The sequence below is a fragment of the Streptomyces sp. NTD107 genome, from assembly GCF_059510435.1.
The window spans coordinates 336472-352258 of the sequence record NZ_JCAJZV010000005.1; the positions used below are offsets into that span (position 1 = coordinate 336472).

Annotated in this window: 17 protein-coding genes and 1 pseudogene; 10 read left to right on the forward strand and 8 right to left on the reverse strand. The window is 72.1% G+C overall.

The annotated features are described in order from the left end of the window. Positions 1 to 4 precede the first annotated feature (4 nt). From AC5WRL_RS13655 to AC5WRL_RS13665, 3 genes are read left to right on the forward strand one after another with little or no spacing between them, the layout of a single operon-like run. Positions 5 to 373 (forward strand): antibiotic biosynthesis monooxygenase family protein, encoded by a 369-nt coding sequence (locus AC5WRL_RS13655; RefSeq protein ID WP_496088741.1) that lies wholly within the window; start codon positions 5 to 7, stop codon positions 371 to 373. 37 nt (positions 374 to 410) lie between these two features. After that, complete coding sequence (locus tag AC5WRL_RS13660) at positions 411 to 815, forward strand: nitroreductase family deazaflavin-dependent oxidoreductase (protein WP_496088742.1); 405 nt, start codon at positions 411 to 413, stop codon at positions 813 to 815. Positions 816 to 822: 7 nt separating this feature from the next. Next, positions 823 to 1038 carry a hypothetical protein gene (locus AC5WRL_RS13665; RefSeq protein WP_496088743.1) on the forward strand — a complete coding sequence of 72 codons (216 nt, stop codon included), beginning with the start codon at positions 823 to 825 and terminating at the stop codon, positions 1036 to 1038. On the opposite strand, the gene sigJ is transcribed toward AC5WRL_RS13665, so the two are convergent. Then, positions 1023 to 2048 carry an RNA polymerase sigma factor SigJ gene (sigJ, locus tag AC5WRL_RS13670; protein ID WP_496088744.1) on the reverse strand — a complete coding sequence of 342 codons (1026 nt, stop codon included), beginning with the start codon at positions 2046 to 2048 and terminating at the stop codon, positions 1023 to 1025. The genes AC5WRL_RS13665 and sigJ overlap by 16 nt on opposite strands. Before the next feature lie 111 nt (positions 2049 to 2159). Between sigJ and AC5WRL_RS13675 the strand changes: the two genes are divergently transcribed. The 6 genes from AC5WRL_RS13675 (at position 2160) to AC5WRL_RS13700 (ending at position 8198) form a co-directional block, all read left to right on the forward strand. Then, positions 2160 to 2432, forward strand: coding sequence for an acyl carrier protein (locus tag AC5WRL_RS13675; protein ID WP_496088745.1), 273 nt, complete (start codon positions 2160 to 2162; stop codon positions 2430 to 2432). Positions 2433 to 2437: 5 nt separating this feature from the next. Continuing rightward, complete coding sequence (gene fabG / locus AC5WRL_RS13680; protein ID WP_496088746.1) at positions 2438 to 3223, forward strand: 3-oxoacyl-ACP reductase FabG; 786 nt, start codon at positions 2438 to 2440, stop codon at positions 3221 to 3223. Positions 3224 to 3237: 14 nt separating this feature from the next. After that, positions 3238 to 4182: an aromatase/cyclase gene (locus AC5WRL_RS13685; protein ID WP_496088747.1), complete on the forward strand. Its 945-nt coding sequence runs from the start codon at positions 3238 to 3240 to the stop codon at positions 4180 to 4182. Between the two features lie 38 nt (positions 4183 to 4220). After that, positions 4221 to 5717 (forward strand): FAD-dependent monooxygenase, encoded by a 1497-nt coding sequence (locus tag AC5WRL_RS13690; protein WP_496088748.1) that lies wholly within the window; start codon positions 4221 to 4223, stop codon positions 5715 to 5717. 65 nt (positions 5718 to 5782) lie between these two features. Beyond that, positions 5783 to 6256 (forward strand): nuclear transport factor 2 family protein, encoded by a 474-nt coding sequence (locus AC5WRL_RS13695; protein WP_496088749.1) that lies wholly within the window; start codon positions 5783 to 5785, stop codon positions 6254 to 6256. 175 nt (positions 6257 to 6431) lie between these two features. Continuing rightward, positions 6432 to 8198, forward strand: a complete 1767-nt coding sequence (locus AC5WRL_RS13700; RefSeq protein WP_496088750.1) for an ABC transporter ATP-binding protein — start codon at positions 6432 to 6434, stop codon at positions 8196 to 8198. A gap of 15 nt (positions 8199 to 8213) precedes the next feature. Here the strand turns inward: AC5WRL_RS13700 and AC5WRL_RS13705 are convergent. From AC5WRL_RS13705 to AC5WRL_RS13715, 3 genes and pseudogenes are all read right to left on the reverse strand, one after another. Next, positions 8214 to 9086 (reverse strand): annotated as a pseudogene (locus tag AC5WRL_RS13705) (IS5 family transposase). Positions 9087 to 9181: 95 nt separating this feature from the next. Further along, complete coding sequence (locus AC5WRL_RS13710) at positions 9182 to 9679, reverse strand: GNAT family N-acetyltransferase (protein WP_496088751.1); 498 nt, start codon at positions 9677 to 9679, stop codon at positions 9182 to 9184. Positions 9680 to 9701: 22 nt separating this feature from the next. Then, a complete protein-coding gene (locus tag AC5WRL_RS13715; protein ID WP_496088752.1) occupies positions 9702 to 10586 on the reverse strand; it encodes a sigma-70 family RNA polymerase sigma factor in 885 nt (294 codons plus the stop codon). 233 nt (positions 10587 to 10819) lie between these two features. Here AC5WRL_RS13715 and AC5WRL_RS13720 point away from each other — a divergent pair, with 233 nt between their 5' ends. Next, positions 10820 to 11827 (forward strand): porin PorA family protein, encoded by a 1008-nt coding sequence (locus AC5WRL_RS13720; RefSeq protein WP_496088753.1) that lies wholly within the window; start codon positions 10820 to 10822, stop codon positions 11825 to 11827. Positions 11828 to 11888: 61 nt separating this feature from the next. On the opposite strand, the gene AC5WRL_RS13725 is transcribed toward AC5WRL_RS13720, so the two are convergent. Genes AC5WRL_RS13725 through AC5WRL_RS13740 form a run of 4 tightly spaced genes read right to left on the reverse strand, consistent with a single transcriptional unit; the run spans position 11889 to position 15634 of the window. Beyond that, positions 11889 to 13139, reverse strand: coding sequence for a sugar ABC transporter permease (locus tag AC5WRL_RS13725; protein ID WP_496088754.1), 1251 nt, complete (start codon positions 13137 to 13139; stop codon positions 11889 to 11891). Further along, the gene (locus AC5WRL_RS13730; RefSeq protein ID WP_496088755.1) at positions 13132 to 13881 is read right to left on the reverse strand and encodes an ATP-binding cassette domain-containing protein; all 750 of its coding nucleotides are present in this window, start codon (positions 13879 to 13881) and stop codon (positions 13132 to 13134) included. The genes AC5WRL_RS13725 and AC5WRL_RS13730 overlap by 8 nt, the downstream gene beginning before the upstream one ends. A gap of 10 nt (positions 13882 to 13891) precedes the next feature. Then, complete coding sequence (locus tag AC5WRL_RS13735; protein ID WP_496088756.1) at positions 13892 to 14980, reverse strand: ABC transporter substrate-binding protein; 1089 nt, start codon at positions 14978 to 14980, stop codon at positions 13892 to 13894. A gap of 33 nt (positions 14981 to 15013) precedes the next feature. Then, positions 15014 to 15634: a histidine phosphatase family protein gene (locus AC5WRL_RS13740; RefSeq protein ID WP_496088757.1), complete on the reverse strand. Its 621-nt coding sequence runs from the start codon at positions 15632 to 15634 to the stop codon at positions 15014 to 15016. Positions 15635 to 15787: the final 153 nt, after the last annotated feature.

Here is a 15787-nt window from a genome sequence, read left to right on the forward strand (position 1 = left end):
CACCATGCCCGAGATCGCGCACCTGGACCCCGCCACCCCGATGCACGCCCAGTTCCGGGAGAACGACGGCCCCATCACCCTGGTGAACATATTCTTCGTCCCCAGGGAGAGGACCGAGGAGTTCCTCACCCTGTGGCGCGAGGACGCCGCCTACATGAAGAGCCGGCCCGGCTTCATCTCCACCCAGATGTACCGGGGCACCGCGGGCAGCCAACTGCTGGTGAACATCGGCATCTGGGAGTCCTCGGCCGCACTCGCCCGGGCCCACGCCGACCCGGCCTTCCGGGCCCTGACCGCCAAGCTGCCCGAGGGTGTGGTGGCGCACCCGCACATCCACCAGAAGATCGCGGTCGAGGGTGTCTGTGTCGCCTAGCCGCCACCCCGCCACCCGGCCACCACAGGAGACACGGATGTCCGTCCAGAGACGACTGGCCCGCTTCAACCGGGTGTTCGCCAACCGCCTGGTGGGGCGGGTGATCCCGCTGCTGCCCGGCTTCGGGGCCGTCCACCATCGCGGCCGGCGGTCGGGCCGCCCGTACCGTACGCCGGTGAAGGTGTTCCGCGACGGGGAGAGCTATGTGCTGTCGCTCCCCTACGGCCGGGACTCCGACTGGGTGCGCAATGTGCTGGCGGCCGGCGGCTGCGAGCTGCGCACCGCCCGGCGCCGGGTGGTCCTGGTGGCCCCCAGGCTGTACGAGGACCGGGAGCAGCGCCGCATCCCCGCCCCGGTCCGGGTCGTCCTCAAACGGCTCGGGGCCTGGGACTTCATCGAGCTGAGCCCCGCAGGACGGGGTCCTGAGCGGCCCGGGAGGTGAGGGGGGGATGGTGGTGATCAACCGTGGCGCCCGGCGGGCGCGGCGGGCGCCCGCCGCCGAGGCGCCACCGCCCCCTCGGCGGCGGATCGTGCTCGATCAGGACTGCCCGCAGCGGTCCGTGGTCGCGCTGTTCACCGGGGGCGCCGCCGGTGCCCCCGGTGAAGGGGGCGGCCGGCGCCGCCGCGTCCCGCTGCCCGGCCGGCCGGGTCAGGACTCGCCCTGACCCGGCCGGCCGGCGGACGGTGCCGCTTCTCCCGGGACGGCACCGTCCGGCTCCTCGCGCCCGGCGTCCTCCTCCGCGGTCAGCCGGGCGCCGGTCAGCTTGTCCGGGTTGGTGACCGCGTACACGCCCCGCACCTGATCGCCCTGCGGGTTGAGATCCATGACGATGACCGCGTACGGGGAGTCCCCGGTGAAGACCACGGCCGAGGGATCCCCGTTGACATGCCGGTAGTGCACGTCAAGGGCGTGGTCCTGGCTGGCCGCGTAACTCGCCATCAGCCGGATGACCTTGTCCCGGCCCTTGACCGGGCGCAGCGCGGCGGAGCGGATCTTGCCGCCGCCGTCCGTCCACATGGTCACATCGGGCGCCAGCATCTCCATCAGGGCGGTGATGTCACCGCCGAGCGCGGCGGTGATGAACCGTTCGGTCACCTGCTTCTGGACATCCGGGTCGGCCTGGTGGCGCGGACGGCGGGCGTGGACATGGCCACGGGCCCGGTGGGCGAGCTGCCGGATCGCCGAGGGGCTGCGGTCCAGGATGGCCGCGATCTCGGTGTGCTGGTAGGCGAACACCTCGTGCAGTACGAACACCGCCCGCTCCAACGGGCTCAGTGTCTCCAGCACCACGAGCAGGGCCATGGACACCGACTCGGCGCGCAGCGCGTCCTCGGCGGTGTCGGGGACGGCGGGGTGCTGCGACACCAGGGGTTCCGGCAGCCACGGTCCGACGTAGGTCTCGCGGCGGCGGCTGATCGAGGCGGCCCTGGCCAGGGCCTGGTTGACCGCGATCCGGACCAGATAGGCGCGCGGATTGTCGACCTCCGCCCTCGTGTTCTGCTCATTCTTGCGCGCCCAGGACAGCCAGGTCTCCTGGAGCACGTCCTCGGTGTCGGACACACAGCCCAGCAGGTTGTACACGATCGAGAACAGCAGTTCGCGATGGTCGACGAATAACTCTGTCGCCTCGTCGTGCGACCTCGCGGACCGTTCCCTCGTCGATCCCTCGGACATGTACGGATCTCCTCCTCCAGTCGTCCGCGCTTGCCACCAAGAGAGCCGACGACCCCCGAGTGTGACATCCCCTCCCCGGATGTGACCCATCTCTCACCAGGAGCACGCCAGATGACCACCCAGGAATTCACCCTCAACGACCTCATCCGCATCCTGCGCGCCGGCGCGGGGAGCGACGAGAACATCGACCTCGACGGCGACATCGCCGACACCGGCTTCGGCGACCTGGGATACGAATCCCTCGCCCTGCTGGAGACCGCCGGACGGATCGAGCGCGAGTACGGCATCGCCCTGCGGGACGACACCTTCTCGGTGGACGACACCCCGCGCACCGTACTGCTGGCCGTCAACGACCTGCTGACCGAAGCCCGCCGGGCCGGGTGAGCCCCATGACGCCACCGGAACAGCGTGTCGCCCTGGTCACCGGGGCCACCAGCGGTATCGGGCTGGCGGTGGCCCGGCTGCTGGGCGGTACCGGCCACCGGATCTTCATCGGGGCCAGAACCACCGACCACGTGACCGCGACCGTGCGGGAACTGTCCGGCCAGGGCATCGACATCGCCGGCCGCACCGTGGACGTCACCTCCGCGCCCGCTGTCACCGCCTTCGTCCGGGCCGCGGTCCAGCGCTACGGCCCCATCGACATCCTGGTCAACAACGCCGGCCGCAGCGGCGGCGGCACCACCGCCGACCTCACCGACGAACTGTGGGACGACGTCGTCGCCACCAATCTCACCAGTGTCTTCCGGATGACCCGGGAAGCGCTGACGGCCGGCGGCATGCGCGCGAAGGAGCACGGCCGGATCATCAACATCGCCTCCACCGCCGGCAAACAGGGCGTCGTCCTCGGCGCCCCCTACTCCGCCTCCAAACACGGCGTGGTCGGCTTCACGAAAGCGCTCGGCAAGGAACTCGCTCCCACCGGTATCACCGTCAACGCGGTGTGCCCCGGCTATGTCGAGACACCCATGGCCGAACGGGTCCGGCAGGGCTACGCCGCCGCCCACCGGACCACCGAGGCCGCCATTCACCAGGCGTTCGTGGCCAAGATCCCGCTCGGCCGCTACTCCACCCCCGAAGAGGTCGCCGGCCTGGTCGGCTATCTGGCCTCCGACAGCGCCGCCTCCATCACCGCTCAGGCACTCAACGTCTGCGGCGGACTGGGCAACTTCTGAGTGAGGACACCAACATGCCCCGGCACACACCGCGCCAGGCGGAGCACTCCATCACCATCGACGCCCCCGCCGAGACCATCTACCGGCTGATCGCCGACGTGACCCAGTGGCCACGGATCTTCCCGCCCACCCTGTACACCGACCAGCTGGAACGCTCCGGGTCCACCGAACGGATCCGGATCTGGGCCACCGCCGGCGGTGAGGTCAAGAAGTGGACCTCGCGCCGTACTCTGGACGCCGCCGCCCGCCGCATCACCTTCCGCCAGGATGTCACCGCACCCCCGGTGGCCGCCATGGGCGGAACCTGGATCATCGAACCGCACCCCACGGGCGGCTCCCTGGTTCGCCTGCTCCACGACTACCGCGCCGTCGACGACGACCCGGACGCGCTGGAGTGGATCGACACGGCCGTGGACCGGAACTCACAGGCCGAACTGGCCTCCCTGAAGTCCCAGGTGGAGGCCGCCGGTGCCGCCGAGGCCGCCACCTTCTCCTTCACCGACACCATCAGCCTCGGCGGCCGGGCCAAGGACGCCTTCGACTTCATCAACGACGCCGGCCGGTGGGCCGAGCGGCTGCCGCACGTCGCCGCCGTCGACCTGCGCGAGAACACCCCGGGGGTGCAGACCCTGGACATGGAGACCCGCGCCAAGGACGGCTCCACCCACCGCACCACCTCATTCCGGGTCACCTTCCCGCATCACAAGATCGTCTACAAGCAGGTCACCCTGCCCGCACTGCTGAGCCTGCACACCGGCTGCTGGACCTTCACCGACCGCCGGGACGGCGCCACCGTCTCCTCCCAGCACACCGTGGTCCTCAACACCGACCGTGTCACCGAGGTACTGGGCGCCGGCACGACCGTGGAAGAGGCCGCCTCCTACGTACGCGACGCCCTGTCGGCCAACAGCCGGGCCACGCTCACGCACGCCAGGAGCCACGCCGAGCGACTCCGCTGACCACCCCCCGACAGGACCGAAGGAAGGAGCGACACCTCATGGACACGGACACGGACACGGATGTGATCGTGATCGGCGCCGGGCCGACCGGGCTCATGCTCGCCGGCGAACTGCGCCTGGGCGGAGCCCAGGTCATCGTGCTGGAACAACTGGACCGGCCCACCGGGCAATCACGCGGCCTCGGCTTCACCGCCCGGGCCATGGAAACCCTCGACCAGCGCGGACTGCTGCCCCGCTTCGGCAGCACGGTGGAGACCAGCCCGCTGGGCCACTTCGGCGGAATCCGGTTCGACTTCGGGGTGCTGGAGGACGCGCACTTCGGCGCCCGTGGCATCCCGCAGGCGCGGACCGAGGCCGTACTGGAGGAGTGGGCCCGCGAACGCGGCGCCGACATCCGGCGCGGCTGGGAGTTCACCGCACTGCATCAGGACGAGCACGGGGTGGCGATCACCGCCCGCACGCCAGGGGGCACCCGGCGGCTGCGGGCCCGCTATCTGGTGGGCTGCGACGGTGGACACAGCGCGGTCCGCAAGGCCGCCGGGATCGGCTTTCCCGGCACCCCCGCCACCCGGCTGATGTACCTCGCCGACATCGGGGGCCACGACGTCGTCCCCCGCCCGCTGGGGGAGCGGCTGCCGCACGGCATGGTGATGGCCGCCCCCCTGGGGGAAGGCGTGCACCGGATCATCGTCTGCCCCCGGGACACCCCGGCCGGGGACGAGCACCGCGATCGGGTCGAGTACGCCGAAGTGGCCGACGCCTGGCGGCACATCACCGGAGAGGACATTTCCGCCGGTACGCCGCACTGGGTCAGCTCGTTCACCGACGCCACCCGGCAGGCCGTCCAGTACCGCAGCGGCCGGGTCCTGCTCGCAGGCGACGCCGCCCACATCCATCTCCCGGCCGGCGGACAGGGCATGAGCGTCGGCATCCAGGATGCCGTCAACCTCGGCTGGAAGCTGGCTGCCCGGGCCACCGGCCGGGTGCCCGACGCCGTGCTCGACAGCTACCACGACGAACGCCACCCCGTGGGGGTCCGGCTGCTCACCAACACCCGCGCCCAGGGCATGGTGTTCCTCGGCGGTGAGGAATCCGATCCGCTGCGCGCCCTGTTCGCCGAACTCCTGGATGACGACGAGGTCAAGCGGCATCTCGCCGGCGCCATCAGCCATCTCGACATCCGCTACGACCTGGGTCCCGGCAGCCACCCCCTGCTCGGCCGGCGGCTGCCCCGCCGCCCCCTGCGCGCCTCCACCGGGCCCGCCGTGACCACCGAACTGCTGCACCCGGCCCAGGGCGTGCTGCTGGACCTCGCGGACGACCCCGGGTTGCGCGCGGCGGCCGAGGGCTGGAAGGAGCGGGTGATCACCGTCACCGCCCGCCCGGACCCGGGGTCCCCGGGGGCCGAAGTCTTCGCCGGGGCCACCGCGGTACTGGTCCGCCCGGACGGGCATGTTGCCTGGACCGCCGAGGACGGGACGGACCCGGCCGCCGCTCTGCACCGCTGGTTCGGGCCGCCCGCGACCGCCGGCTGATGCCGTACCGGCTCCGTACCCCCCGTACGACCCCCCGCGCCCACCACCCCGCCGAAAGGGACCCCATGACACCGACCGCCGACACCACCGACACCGCCGGGGCACCGGCGGACCTGAACGACCGCACCGCCATCATCGAGGTCTGCGACCGGTATGTGCACCACCTCGATCACAGCCGGGACCACGACGACTGGTTCGGAACGGTCTTCACCGAGGACGCCCATCTGACGTTCCCGATGGGCGAATACCGGGGCTGGGAAGGGCTTGCCGGCTTCCAGCGGATGGCCCGGGACGCGGTGGAGCGCACCCACCACACCGCCACCAACCACACCGTGGAGATCGAGGGAGACCGTGCGCTGGTACGGGCCGGACTGAGCGCCGTGCATGTGCCCGACAGCAGCGACCCGGCCACCCACTTCGGCATCGGGGGACACTTCACCGCTGTCGTGGTGCGGGCTCCGGCGGGCTGGCGCATCCGCCGATTCGTCTTCGAACTGGTGTGGAGCACGGGCCGGCCGCCCCAGGACCTGCCGGGCTGAGGCGACGGGCGACGGGCGACGGGGCGCGGGCCGCCGGGTGCACGGGCCGCGCCCGGTCGCTCCCCGAAACGCCCTGTCGAGTGGGTTCGGCGAGCGGTAGAGTCCCGCTGGAAAGCGCTTACTGCGCTTGCTGTGGACTGCTGAGACCCTGCCCAGGTTCGGAGGAACCTCCCGCATGGCAACGCCCGAAGGGCCGCTCGACCACCACTACCGTGGCGAACACCCCGTACGCACCCTCGCCTACCTCTTCCGCGGCAGCCGCCCCCAGATCGCCGGCGCCCTCCTCGTCTTCGTCGTCAAGCACAGCCCCGTCTGGCTGCTGCCCCTGGTCACCGCCGCCATCGTCGACACCGTCGTCCAGCATCTGCCCATCAGCAATCTGTGGAGCAGTGCCGGCGTCGTCATGGTGATCCTGATCATCAACCCGCCGCTGCATCTGCTCTACGTCCGGCTGCTGTACGGCAGCATCCGCCGGGTCGGCACCGCGCTGCGCTCCGCGCTGTGCACCCGCATGCAGCAGCTGTCCATCGGCTACCACTCCCGGGTCAGCGCCGGCGTGCTCCAGGCCAAGGTGGTGCGGGACGTGGAGACCATCGAGCAGATGGTGCAGCAGTCATCGGACACCGGGCTCGGCGCCATCACCGTGCTCATCGGCGGGCTGGTCATCATCGGCGTGCGCACCCCCGAGTTCCTGCCCGTCTTCCTCCTCGTGGTGCCGGTCGCCGCCCTGCTGGTGATGCGGCTGCGCACCCGGCTGCGCACCCACAACGAGGAGTTCCGGCACGAGGTGGAGAACCTCTCCTCCCGGGTCACCGAGATGACCCGGCTGATCTCCGTCACCCGCGCCCACGGCCTGGAGCCCAGCGCGCTGCGCCGCATGGACCACACCCTGGGCAATGTGCTGCGCTCCGGGCTGCGCCTGGACCTGCTCAACGGCCGGTTCGCGTCGCTCGCCTGGGTGTTCCTCAACGCCCTGGGCGTGCTCTTCCTCACCGGCTCCGCCCTCATCGCCTACTACGAGGTGTGGGACCTGAGCGCCGGCGACGTGGTGATGCTCAGCGCGTTCCTGACCACCCTCACCAACTCCACCACCACCTTGATGGGTCTGGCCCCGGTGATCACCAAGGGCCTGGAGTCGGTACGGTCGGTCGGCGAGGTGCTTCAGGCACCGGCCCTGGAGGAGAACGAGGGCAAGACCGCGATGACCGCGCTGCGCGGCGCCATCGAGTTCGAGCACACCGGCTACCACTACGAGGACGCCGAACGGCCCTCGGTGCGCGACTTCACGCTCTCCGTCCGGCCGGGCGAGACCATCGCCCTGGTCGGCGCCTCCGGTGCGGGCAAGTCCACGGTGCTCAACCTCGTCATCGGCTTCATCCGGCCCACCGGCGGCCGGCTGCTGCTGGACGGCGCCGACATGAACACCCTGGATCTGCGCACCTACCGGCGCTTCGTGTCGGTGGTGCCCCAGGAGTCGATCCTCTTCGAGGGCACCATCCGAGAGAACGTCGCGTACGGCATGGACGACGCCGATGACGCCGCCGTGCACCAGGCGCTGCGCGACGCCAACGCCCTGGAGTTCGTGGAGCGGATGCCCGGCGGGCTCGACGCCGTGGTGGGGGAGAGCGGCGGCCGGCTGTCCGGCGGTCAGCGGCAGCGCCTGGCGATTGCCCGCGCCCTGATCCGCGACCCCCGGGTCCTCATCCTGGACGAGGCCACCTCCGCGCTGGACACCCGCTCCGAGGCGCTGGTCCAGGAAGCGCTGGGCCGCCTCGTCGCGGGCCGCACCACCTTTGTGGTGGCGCACCGGCTGTCCACGGTGCGCGGCGCCGATCGCATCGTGGTGATGCGGGACGGCGGCATCGCCGAGATCGGCACCCATGAGGAACTGCTGGCCCGGGGTGGGGCGTACGCGGTCCTGCAACGCGGCCAGCTCACCTAGGCGGTTTCGTTTGGATCATCGGGCGGACCAGAGGAAGATGCCTGCGATGTGGAGTCCGGCCAGGTAGATGGTGGCGGTCTTCTCGTAGCGGGTGGCGATGCCTCGTCACTGCTTCAGGCGGTTGATGCAGCGTTCGATGGTGTTGCGCTGTTTGTAGGTCTCGCGGTCGGATGCCGGTGGCCTGCCGCCTCGGCCGCCTCGACGGAGCCGGTGGCTGCGCTGGTCTGCGGGGACGGGGATTACGGCTTGGATGCCGCGTTTGCGCAGGTGCGCGCAGGTGCGCGCGGGAGGAGTACGCCTTGTCGGCCAGGACCACGTCCGGCCTGGTGCGGGGCCGGCCGCGCGGACGGGGAACGCGCAGGCGGGCCATGACCTCGGTGAAGGCGGGTGCATCACCGGCCCGGCCCGCGGTGAGGACGAACGCGAGGGGCCGGCAGCGGGCATCGGCGGCGAGATGGATCTTTGTGGTCAGTCCACCGCGGGAGCGGCCGATGGCACGGTCGGGCGGCTCGCCTGCCGGAGCCCCTTCTTACGGGCTCCGGCCGCGTGCTGGTCGGCCCGCACGATCGTGGAATCGACCGGGACGGCCCAGTTGAGGTCCTCGTCCGCGTCGGCCTGCGCCACCAAAGCGGTGAACACCCGCTCCCACGTGCCGTCGACGGCCCACATCCGCAGCCGGTTGCAGACCCCTCGCCAGTTACCGTACTTCTCCGGCAGGTGGACCCACTGCGTGCCGGTCCGGAACTTGAAGGCGATCGCGTCGATCACCTCACGACGGTCACGCCAGCGGCCACCCCGCTTCGGCGTCCGGCCCGGGAGCAACGGCTCGATCCGCGCCCACTGCGCATCAGTCAACGGCGCACCCGGACCAACGACCGACTGATCCAAACGAAACTGCCTAGGCGTGGTGTCCCGCAGCGTTGTTCACGCGCCCTCCGGGCCTCCGTGCCTCCGGGCCCCCGCCGTGCGCCGCCCCCGTACGGTCAGCCGGCGCTGTCCGGTGCGCGCCGGTAGCGGATGCCGGGCCGGCCGTCGATGTCGATGTCCGCCACCGCCGTGAACCCGTTGTGGCCCAGCACCGCCCGCGATGCCGGATTGTCGAGGGTGGTGACGGCGGTGAGCGAGGTCAGCCCGTACCCGGTGGCCGCCAGCCGGCACAGTTCGCCCACCGCCGCCTTGGCGACGCCGCGCCCCGCGGCTCGTTCCGCGATCCGGTAGCCCAGCTCGGCCGTGCCCGCCGCCGGGTCCACGTCCACCAGGTTGACCCGGCCGATCAGCTCACCGTCCGTGTCGATGAGCACATGGAAGTGGATCGCCCCGGTGGCCTGTTCGGCCAGCAGAGCCCGGTGCCGGGCGGCGAACTCCGCGAAGTACGCGTCGCCCCGGTCCGGGATCGAGCGGGCGAAGAAGGCGCGGTTCGCCCGCTCGAAGGCCAGCAGCGCGGGCGCGTGATCCTCGCGCAGCCGTTCCAAGGTGAACATGCCGGACAGTGTACGGAGCCGGTCAGTCCTCCAGCAGCGTCAGTTCCATCCCCACCAGCCGCACCGGATCGCTCACCGTCTCCATGACGGTGATCCGGCCGTCCTCGACCGTGAACATCGCCGCCGCCACCGCGCGGCCCCCTGCCCGGGTGACCGACCCGATCCGGCCGTCCACCAGCGCGAGCCGCGCCGTTCCGTACATCCGGGCGAACCGCGAGGCGCCCCGCGCCAGCCGCTCCGCCCCCCGCACCAGCTCCCCGGCGTCCGAGCGCAGCACCACATCCGGGTGCAGCACCGTGACCAGTCCGTCCAGATCCCCCTCCCGGGCGGCGGCCAGGAACGCCGTCACCACCGCCCGCCGCCGGGTGTCCGCCGCCCCGCCGCCGGGCACCACACCCGGGCCGGCGCCCCGCACCCGCCGCCGCGCCCGGGACGCCAGCTGCCGGGTCGCCGCCTCCGTGCGGCCCACGATCGGGGCGATCTCCTCGTACGGCACGGCGAACAGGTCGTGCAGCACGAACGCCAGCCGCTCCGCCGGGCCCAGCGTCTCCAGCACCACCACCAGCGCGGCCCCCACCGAGTCGGCCAGCAGCGCCGCCCGCTCCGGATCGGCGGCGGCGTCCGGCTCCGCGGCGGCGCCCGGCTCGTACCCCTGGGGCAGCGGCTCCTCGTGCCGCGTCCCCCGCGAACGCAACAGATTCAGGCACACCCGCCCGGTGATCGTGGTCAGCCAGCCGCCCGGATTGGCGACCCCGGCGTCCCCCGCCCGGGAGGCGCGCAGCCACACCTCCTGCACGGCGTCCTCGGCCTCGGCCGTCGAGCCGAGCATCCGGTGCGCCATCGCCCGCAGCCGTGGCCGGTGCTCCTCGAACCGCGCCGCCAGGGCCTCCCGCTCGTGCTCGTCCATCGATTCACTCCTCGCCCGTTCCCGCTGTCACCTGGATGACCCGCGCGAGGGCTGATTCGTGACGCGTGCTCAACCCGTTACCCGCCGGTACTGCCGAAGTTATTGACGGTTCACTGCCACAACCCTAGGTTGACCGGGCGGTTGACCGGAGGACGTGGGCAAAGGGGGGTTTCCCGGCCACCGTCCCCGGCTGTCGTACATCGTCGTGCGCGCCTGCCCTCGGGAGACAAACCATGCGAAGAAGCACCTGGATTCTGTCCGGTACGGCCGCCGTACTGGTCGCCGCGTCGGCCGTGACCCGGTTCGCCGTGTATCCGGAGGTGCACCAGCTGCCCTCCGACACCGACAGCCTCTTCGCGTACACCGGCACCGCCTCGCTGCTGAACGCCGAAGCCCTGGAGCAGGGCGATGTGGCCAATGCCTTCCTCACCGACATACCGGTGTCGGTGGAGCGCCACGTCAAGGTGGTGGACACCGACGGCGGTACGGCCGTGGTCACCGACGACGTGACCGTCATGGGCCCGGACGGCTCCGCACTGTCCGCCACCGCGCACCGCTGGGCCGTGGACCGCACCGAGCTGACCGACCGCCCGGCGCCCGAGGGCAGCGAGGCCGAGGAGCACCAGGGCCTGGTGATCTCCTGGCCGCTGGAGCCCAAGGAGGACGATTACACCTTCTGGGACCCGACCACCGCCACCGAGGCCCCCGCCGTCTACGACCGCACCGAGGACCTGCAGGGCCGTACCGCCTATGTGTACGTGATCGACGCCGCCGGTCCGCTCGGCGACCCGGCCATCAGCGAGCGGCTGCCGCAGGCCCTGCCCAGGGACCTCATCGCGGGCATCGCCCAGACCCTGCCCGCCGAGCAGCTGCCGCCCGCCGAGGCCCTTGCCGCGCTCCCCGAGCTGGTGCCGCTGACCTACGCGGCCACCGTGCAGCGCACGGCGTGGATCGACTCCGAGACCGGCATCGTGCTGGACGGCGCGCTCCAGCAGACCATCGTGGCCCAGACGGCGGGCCCCGACGGCCAGCCGGTGACCCTCGCCCCGGTCAACTCCATGGCGATCCAGGGCACCGAGGACGGGATCGCCGAGCGCGCCGACGACGCGGCCGACGCGGCCCGGATGCTGTGGCTGATCAGCGTGCTGGCCCCGCTCGGCCTGGCCGGGGTGGCCGTGGTGCTGCTCGCCGTGGCCGCCACCCTTGAGGTACGGTCCCGGCGCCGCCCGGCGACCGACTGACCGCCGGGACCGCCCGTCCGGCTGCCGGCTCCCTCCAGTGTCGCGGGGAGCCGGCGGCCGGTCAGGCCCTTCCGTGCGCCGCGCGGGACCGGCGGGCCGCCGAGTCCAGCGCCACCGCCAGCGCCAGCACCAGACCGGTGATGATGAACCGGAACGACGAGTCCAGATCCAGCAGCGTCAGCCCGCTGGAGATCGACTGGATCACCAGAATCCCCAGCAGCGCCGAGAACGCGCTGCCCCGGCCGCCGAACAGCGACGTCCCGCCGATCACCGCCGCCGCGATCGCGTTCAGGTTGACGTCCCCGGCCCCGCTCGCCTGATTCGCCGCCGCCAGCCGGGCCGCCGCCAGCACCCCGCCCAGCGCCGCCAGCGACGCGCACAGCACGAACACCGAGGTGTACGTGCGCCGTACGTTGATCCCCGCCCGCCGCGCCGCCTCCGCGTTGCCGCCGACCGCGAACACCGAGCGGCCCCATCCGGTGCGGGTCAAGGCGTAGTTCAGCACCAGCACCAGCGCCACGAAGGCGACGAACATCCACCCCACCCCCCGGCCCTGGTTCAGATACCAGACCGCGAAGCCGCCACCCGCCAGCACCAGCGCGCTGCGCGCCACCAGCAGCGTGCCGGAGCGGGCCGACAGACCGGCCGCCCGCCGGGTACGGGCCAGCGCGCGGCCGGAGCCGAACAGCGCCAGCGCACCGGCCGCCACCAGCACGTACGACAGCCACGCCGGGACGAACGCCAGCTGCGCGAAGCGCACCAGACCCGAGTCGTAGGGCAGATTGATGGCCCCGGTGGAGCCCAGCAGATACAGCTGCACCCCCAGGAAGCTGAGCAGCCCGGCCAGCGTCGCCACAAAGCTGGGCACCCCGAGCCGGGTGACCAGTTGCGCGTACAGCCAGCCGATCGCCGCGCCGGCCCCGATCGCCGCCGCCAGCGAGAGCGGCAGCGGCCAGCCGGAGTTGACGAAGGTGACGGCGGTCAGCGCGGCGGACAGGCCGCTGACCGAGCCGACCGACAGATCGATCTGACCCACCAGCAGCACACACACCACACCGAGCGCGATCACCCCGACCGCGACGGACTCCATGAGGAGATTGACCAGATTGGCGCTGGAGAGAAACACCGGGTTGAGGAACTGGAACACCGTCCAGATGACCGCCAGACCGGCGATGATCGGCAGCGGACCGACATCCCCGGCGCGCAGCCGCTCCCAGCCGGCCCGTGACACCTCCCGCCAGCCGCCGCTGCCGCCGTGCCGCAGCCGTTCGTCCAGCAGATCCAGCGGGGCGGCGGCTTCGGTCTCACTCATCGTCCTGGCCCTCCGGTACCGGCACCGCGCCGACGATCGCCGCGATGATGTCCTGCTCGGACACGGCGGCGGCGTCGAAGAGCCCGTTGTTGCGGCCGAGGCGCAGCACGGCCACCCGGTCGGCCACCGCCCGGACGTCCGCCATGTTGTGACTGATCATGATCACGCCAAGGCCGCGGTCCCGCAGCCGCCCGATCAGCGCCAGCACCTCCGCGGTCTGGGCCACGCCCAGCGCGGCGGTCGGCTCGTCCAGCACGATCACCTTCGGATCGCCGAGCAGCGACCGCGCGATCGCCACCGTCTGCCGCTGACCGCCCGACAGCGAGGCCACCGGGACCCGTACCGTGGGGATCTTCGCCGACAACTGCCGCAGCAGCTCCCAGGACCGCAGCTCCATGGTCACCTCGTCCAGCCGGCCGCGCCGCAGCTCCCGGCCCAGAAACAGGTTCTCGACCACATTGAGGTTCTCGCACAGCGCCAGATCCTGGAACACCGTGGCGATGCCCAGCGCCTGGGCGCCGGCCGGCGAACCGATCGTCACCCGCCGGCCCTCGAAGGTGATCGTTCCGCTGTCCGCGCGGTGCACCCCCGCCAGCACCTTCACCAGCGTGGACTTGCCCGCCCCGTTGTCGCCGACGACCGCGACCACCTCACCGGCCGCCACCTCCAGATCGACCCCGCTGAGCGCCGCCACCGCGCCGAAGTTCTTGGCCATGCCGCGCAGCGAAAGCACCACCGACATCCCCGCCCCCTCAGCCCGCGTCCGCCGCGATGCCCAGCGCCTCGCACGCCGCCGCGTACTGCGCGGTGCACACCTGCGCGACGGTCAGCTGATCGGAGCCGGTCACCACCTCGGCGAGATTGGCCGCCGTCACCACCGTCGGCTCGAAGAGCTGCGCCGGGGTGTCGAAGAGGGTGGTCTCACCGGCCGGTTCCTCGCCCTGGATGAACCGGTACGTCACCTCCGCCGCCGCCTCGGCCACGATCTTGATCGGCTTGGAGATGGTGTTGAACTGGTCGCCCGCCGCGATCCGCTGCGCCGCCGCTACCTCGAAGTCATTGCCGGTGACGGGCGGAACCGGCACCCCGGCCGCCTTGAACGCGGCGATCGCCCCGCCGCCCGTACCGTCGTTGGCGGCCACCACCCCGGCGATCCCGTCACCGAAGCGGGTGATCTGACCGCTCACCCACTCCTGGGCCTTGGCCGGCTGCCAGTCGGGGGTGTCGAACTCGGCCAGCAGCTCGAAGCCGCTGTCGTCGATCGCGTTGTGGATGCCCTGCCTGATGAGCCCGGCGGCGGCGTCGGTGGGGGAGCCGTTGACCTGGAGCAGCCCGCCCTGCGCGCCGGAGGCCCGCAGCTCCTCGACGAGGGAGGCGCCGATGGACTCGCCGATCTTCTCGTTGTCGAACGATATGTAGTAGTCGGGCGCGGTGCCCAGGACCGGCCGGTCGTAGGCGATCACCGGGACGCCCTCGGCGCGGGCGGCCTGGACGATGCCGGCCGCCGCGTTGGAGTCGACCGGGTCGATGACGATGGCGCTCACGCCCTGCGCGAGGGCGGAGTTGGCCTGCTGCTGCTGGCGGGAGGCGTCGGCGTTCGCGTTGTTGTAGATGACCTCGCAATCGCCGCACAGCTCCTTCATCCGCGCCTCGAACAGCGGGCTGTCGTACAACTCGTAGCGGGGCGAGGCGATGTCCGGCATGAGGAACGCGATCTTGTCGCCCCCGCCCCCCGACTTGTCGTCGGACCCCTCCTGAGCGGCACAGCCGGTGGCCGCGACGGCGGTGGTCAGGGCGGTCAGAGCGGCGGCGGTGAGCGTGAGGAGTCGGTGTCTGCGCACGGCGGTTGTCCTTTCACAGCGGGGCACGGCAGGTCACGACGGGACGGGACGGTTGAGGCAGAGCAGCGCGGCGGGTCCACAGGCGTCGGCGGGCAGCGCGATTTCGGTGACGGCCACGTTCTCCAGCCGGGGGAGGATGCGCCGGTAGTCGGCGAGCGGCAGCCCCAGCAATTGGCACAGGGCGAGCCGCAGTACGGTGCTGTGCGCGACGACCAGCACGGTGCGGTCCAGGTGGGCGGCGCCGATCGCCCGCAGGGCTGCGGCGGCCCGCGCGGCGGCCTCGGCGGGCGGCTCGGCGCCGGGGAACGGATGCGCCACCGGATCGGCCACGAAGGCCCGCACCAGCTCCGGATCGGCCTCGGCGCGGGTACGCCCCTCCAGGGTGCCGAAGTCCGCCTCGCGCAGGCGGGGTTCCAGCTCGACAGCGGTGCCGACCGCGTCGGCGGCCGGCCGGGCGGTCCGTACGGCCCGCCCCAGCGGCGAACTGACCACCACCTCCACCCCCTCGGCCACGGCGACCTGGGCCAGCGCCGCCGCCTGCCGGTCCCCGGCCGCCGTCAGCGCCGGATCGGTCCGCGCCCCGGCGTACCGGTTCTCCCGGTGCCACACGGTCTCCCCGTGCCGTACCAGCAACAGCCGTCCACCGCGCCCCATCCCGCTCACCACCCCTCCCGGAGCACCGGTCCCGGCCCACCCGTACGACACGCCGCACGACCGCGACGCCGCCGCCCGCCGCTGCCGCCGGTCCGGGCCGCGGCCGGGCTCCGTGGCGCGGCCCGGCGACCGCACCGGGGAACGCCGCCCGCA

What these genes read in the sequence shown, in the direction of transcription:
- AC5WRL_RS13655 (WP_496088741.1), top strand. Translation starts at nt 5, where the DNA reads ATGCCCGAGATCGCGCACCTGGACCCCGCCACCCCGATGCACGCCCAG.
- AC5WRL_RS13660 (WP_496088742.1), top strand. Translation starts at nt 411, where the DNA reads ATGTCCGTCCAGAGACGACTGGCCCGCTTCAACCGGGTGTTCGCCAAC.
- AC5WRL_RS13665 (WP_496088743.1), top strand. Translation starts at nt 823, where the DNA reads ATGGTGGTGATCAACCGTGGCGCCCGGCGGGCGCGGCGGGCGCCCGCC.
- sigJ (WP_496088744.1), bottom strand. Translation starts at nt 2,048, where the DNA reads ATGTCCGAGGGATCGACGAGGGAACGGTCCGCGAGGTCGCACGACGAG.
- AC5WRL_RS13675 (WP_496088745.1), top strand. Translation starts at nt 2,160, where the DNA reads ATGACCACCCAGGAATTCACCCTCAACGACCTCATCCGCATCCTGCGC.
- fabG (WP_496088746.1), top strand. Translation starts at nt 2,438, where the DNA reads ATGACGCCACCGGAACAGCGTGTCGCCCTGGTCACCGGGGCCACCAGC.
- AC5WRL_RS13685 (WP_496088747.1), top strand. Translation starts at nt 3,238, where the DNA reads ATGCCCCGGCACACACCGCGCCAGGCGGAGCACTCCATCACCATCGAC.
- AC5WRL_RS13690 (WP_496088748.1), top strand. Translation starts at nt 4,221, where the DNA reads ATGGACACGGACACGGACACGGATGTGATCGTGATCGGCGCCGGGCCG.
- AC5WRL_RS13695 (WP_496088749.1), top strand. Translation starts at nt 5,783, where the DNA reads ATGACACCGACCGCCGACACCACCGACACCGCCGGGGCACCGGCGGAC.
- AC5WRL_RS13700 (WP_496088750.1), top strand. Translation starts at nt 6,432, where the DNA reads ATGGCAACGCCCGAAGGGCCGCTCGACCACCACTACCGTGGCGAACAC.
- AC5WRL_RS13710 (WP_496088751.1), bottom strand. Translation starts at nt 9,679, where the DNA reads ATGTTCACCTTGGAACGGCTGCGCGAGGATCACGCGCCCGCGCTGCTG.
- AC5WRL_RS13715 (WP_496088752.1), bottom strand. Translation starts at nt 10,586, where the DNA reads ATGGACGAGCACGAGCGGGAGGCCCTGGCGGCGCGGTTCGAGGAGCAC.
- AC5WRL_RS13720 (WP_496088753.1), top strand. Translation starts at nt 10,820, where the DNA reads ATGCGAAGAAGCACCTGGATTCTGTCCGGTACGGCCGCCGTACTGGTC.
- AC5WRL_RS13725 (WP_496088754.1), bottom strand. Translation starts at nt 13,139, where the DNA reads ATGAGTGAGACCGAAGCCGCCGCCCCGCTGGATCTGCTGGACGAACGG.
- AC5WRL_RS13730 (WP_496088755.1), bottom strand. Translation starts at nt 13,881, where the DNA reads ATGTCGGTGGTGCTTTCGCTGCGCGGCATGGCCAAGAACTTCGGCGCG.
- AC5WRL_RS13740 (WP_496088757.1), bottom strand. Translation starts at nt 15,634, where the DNA reads ATGGGGCGCGGTGGACGGCTGTTGCTGGTACGGCACGGGGAGACCGTG.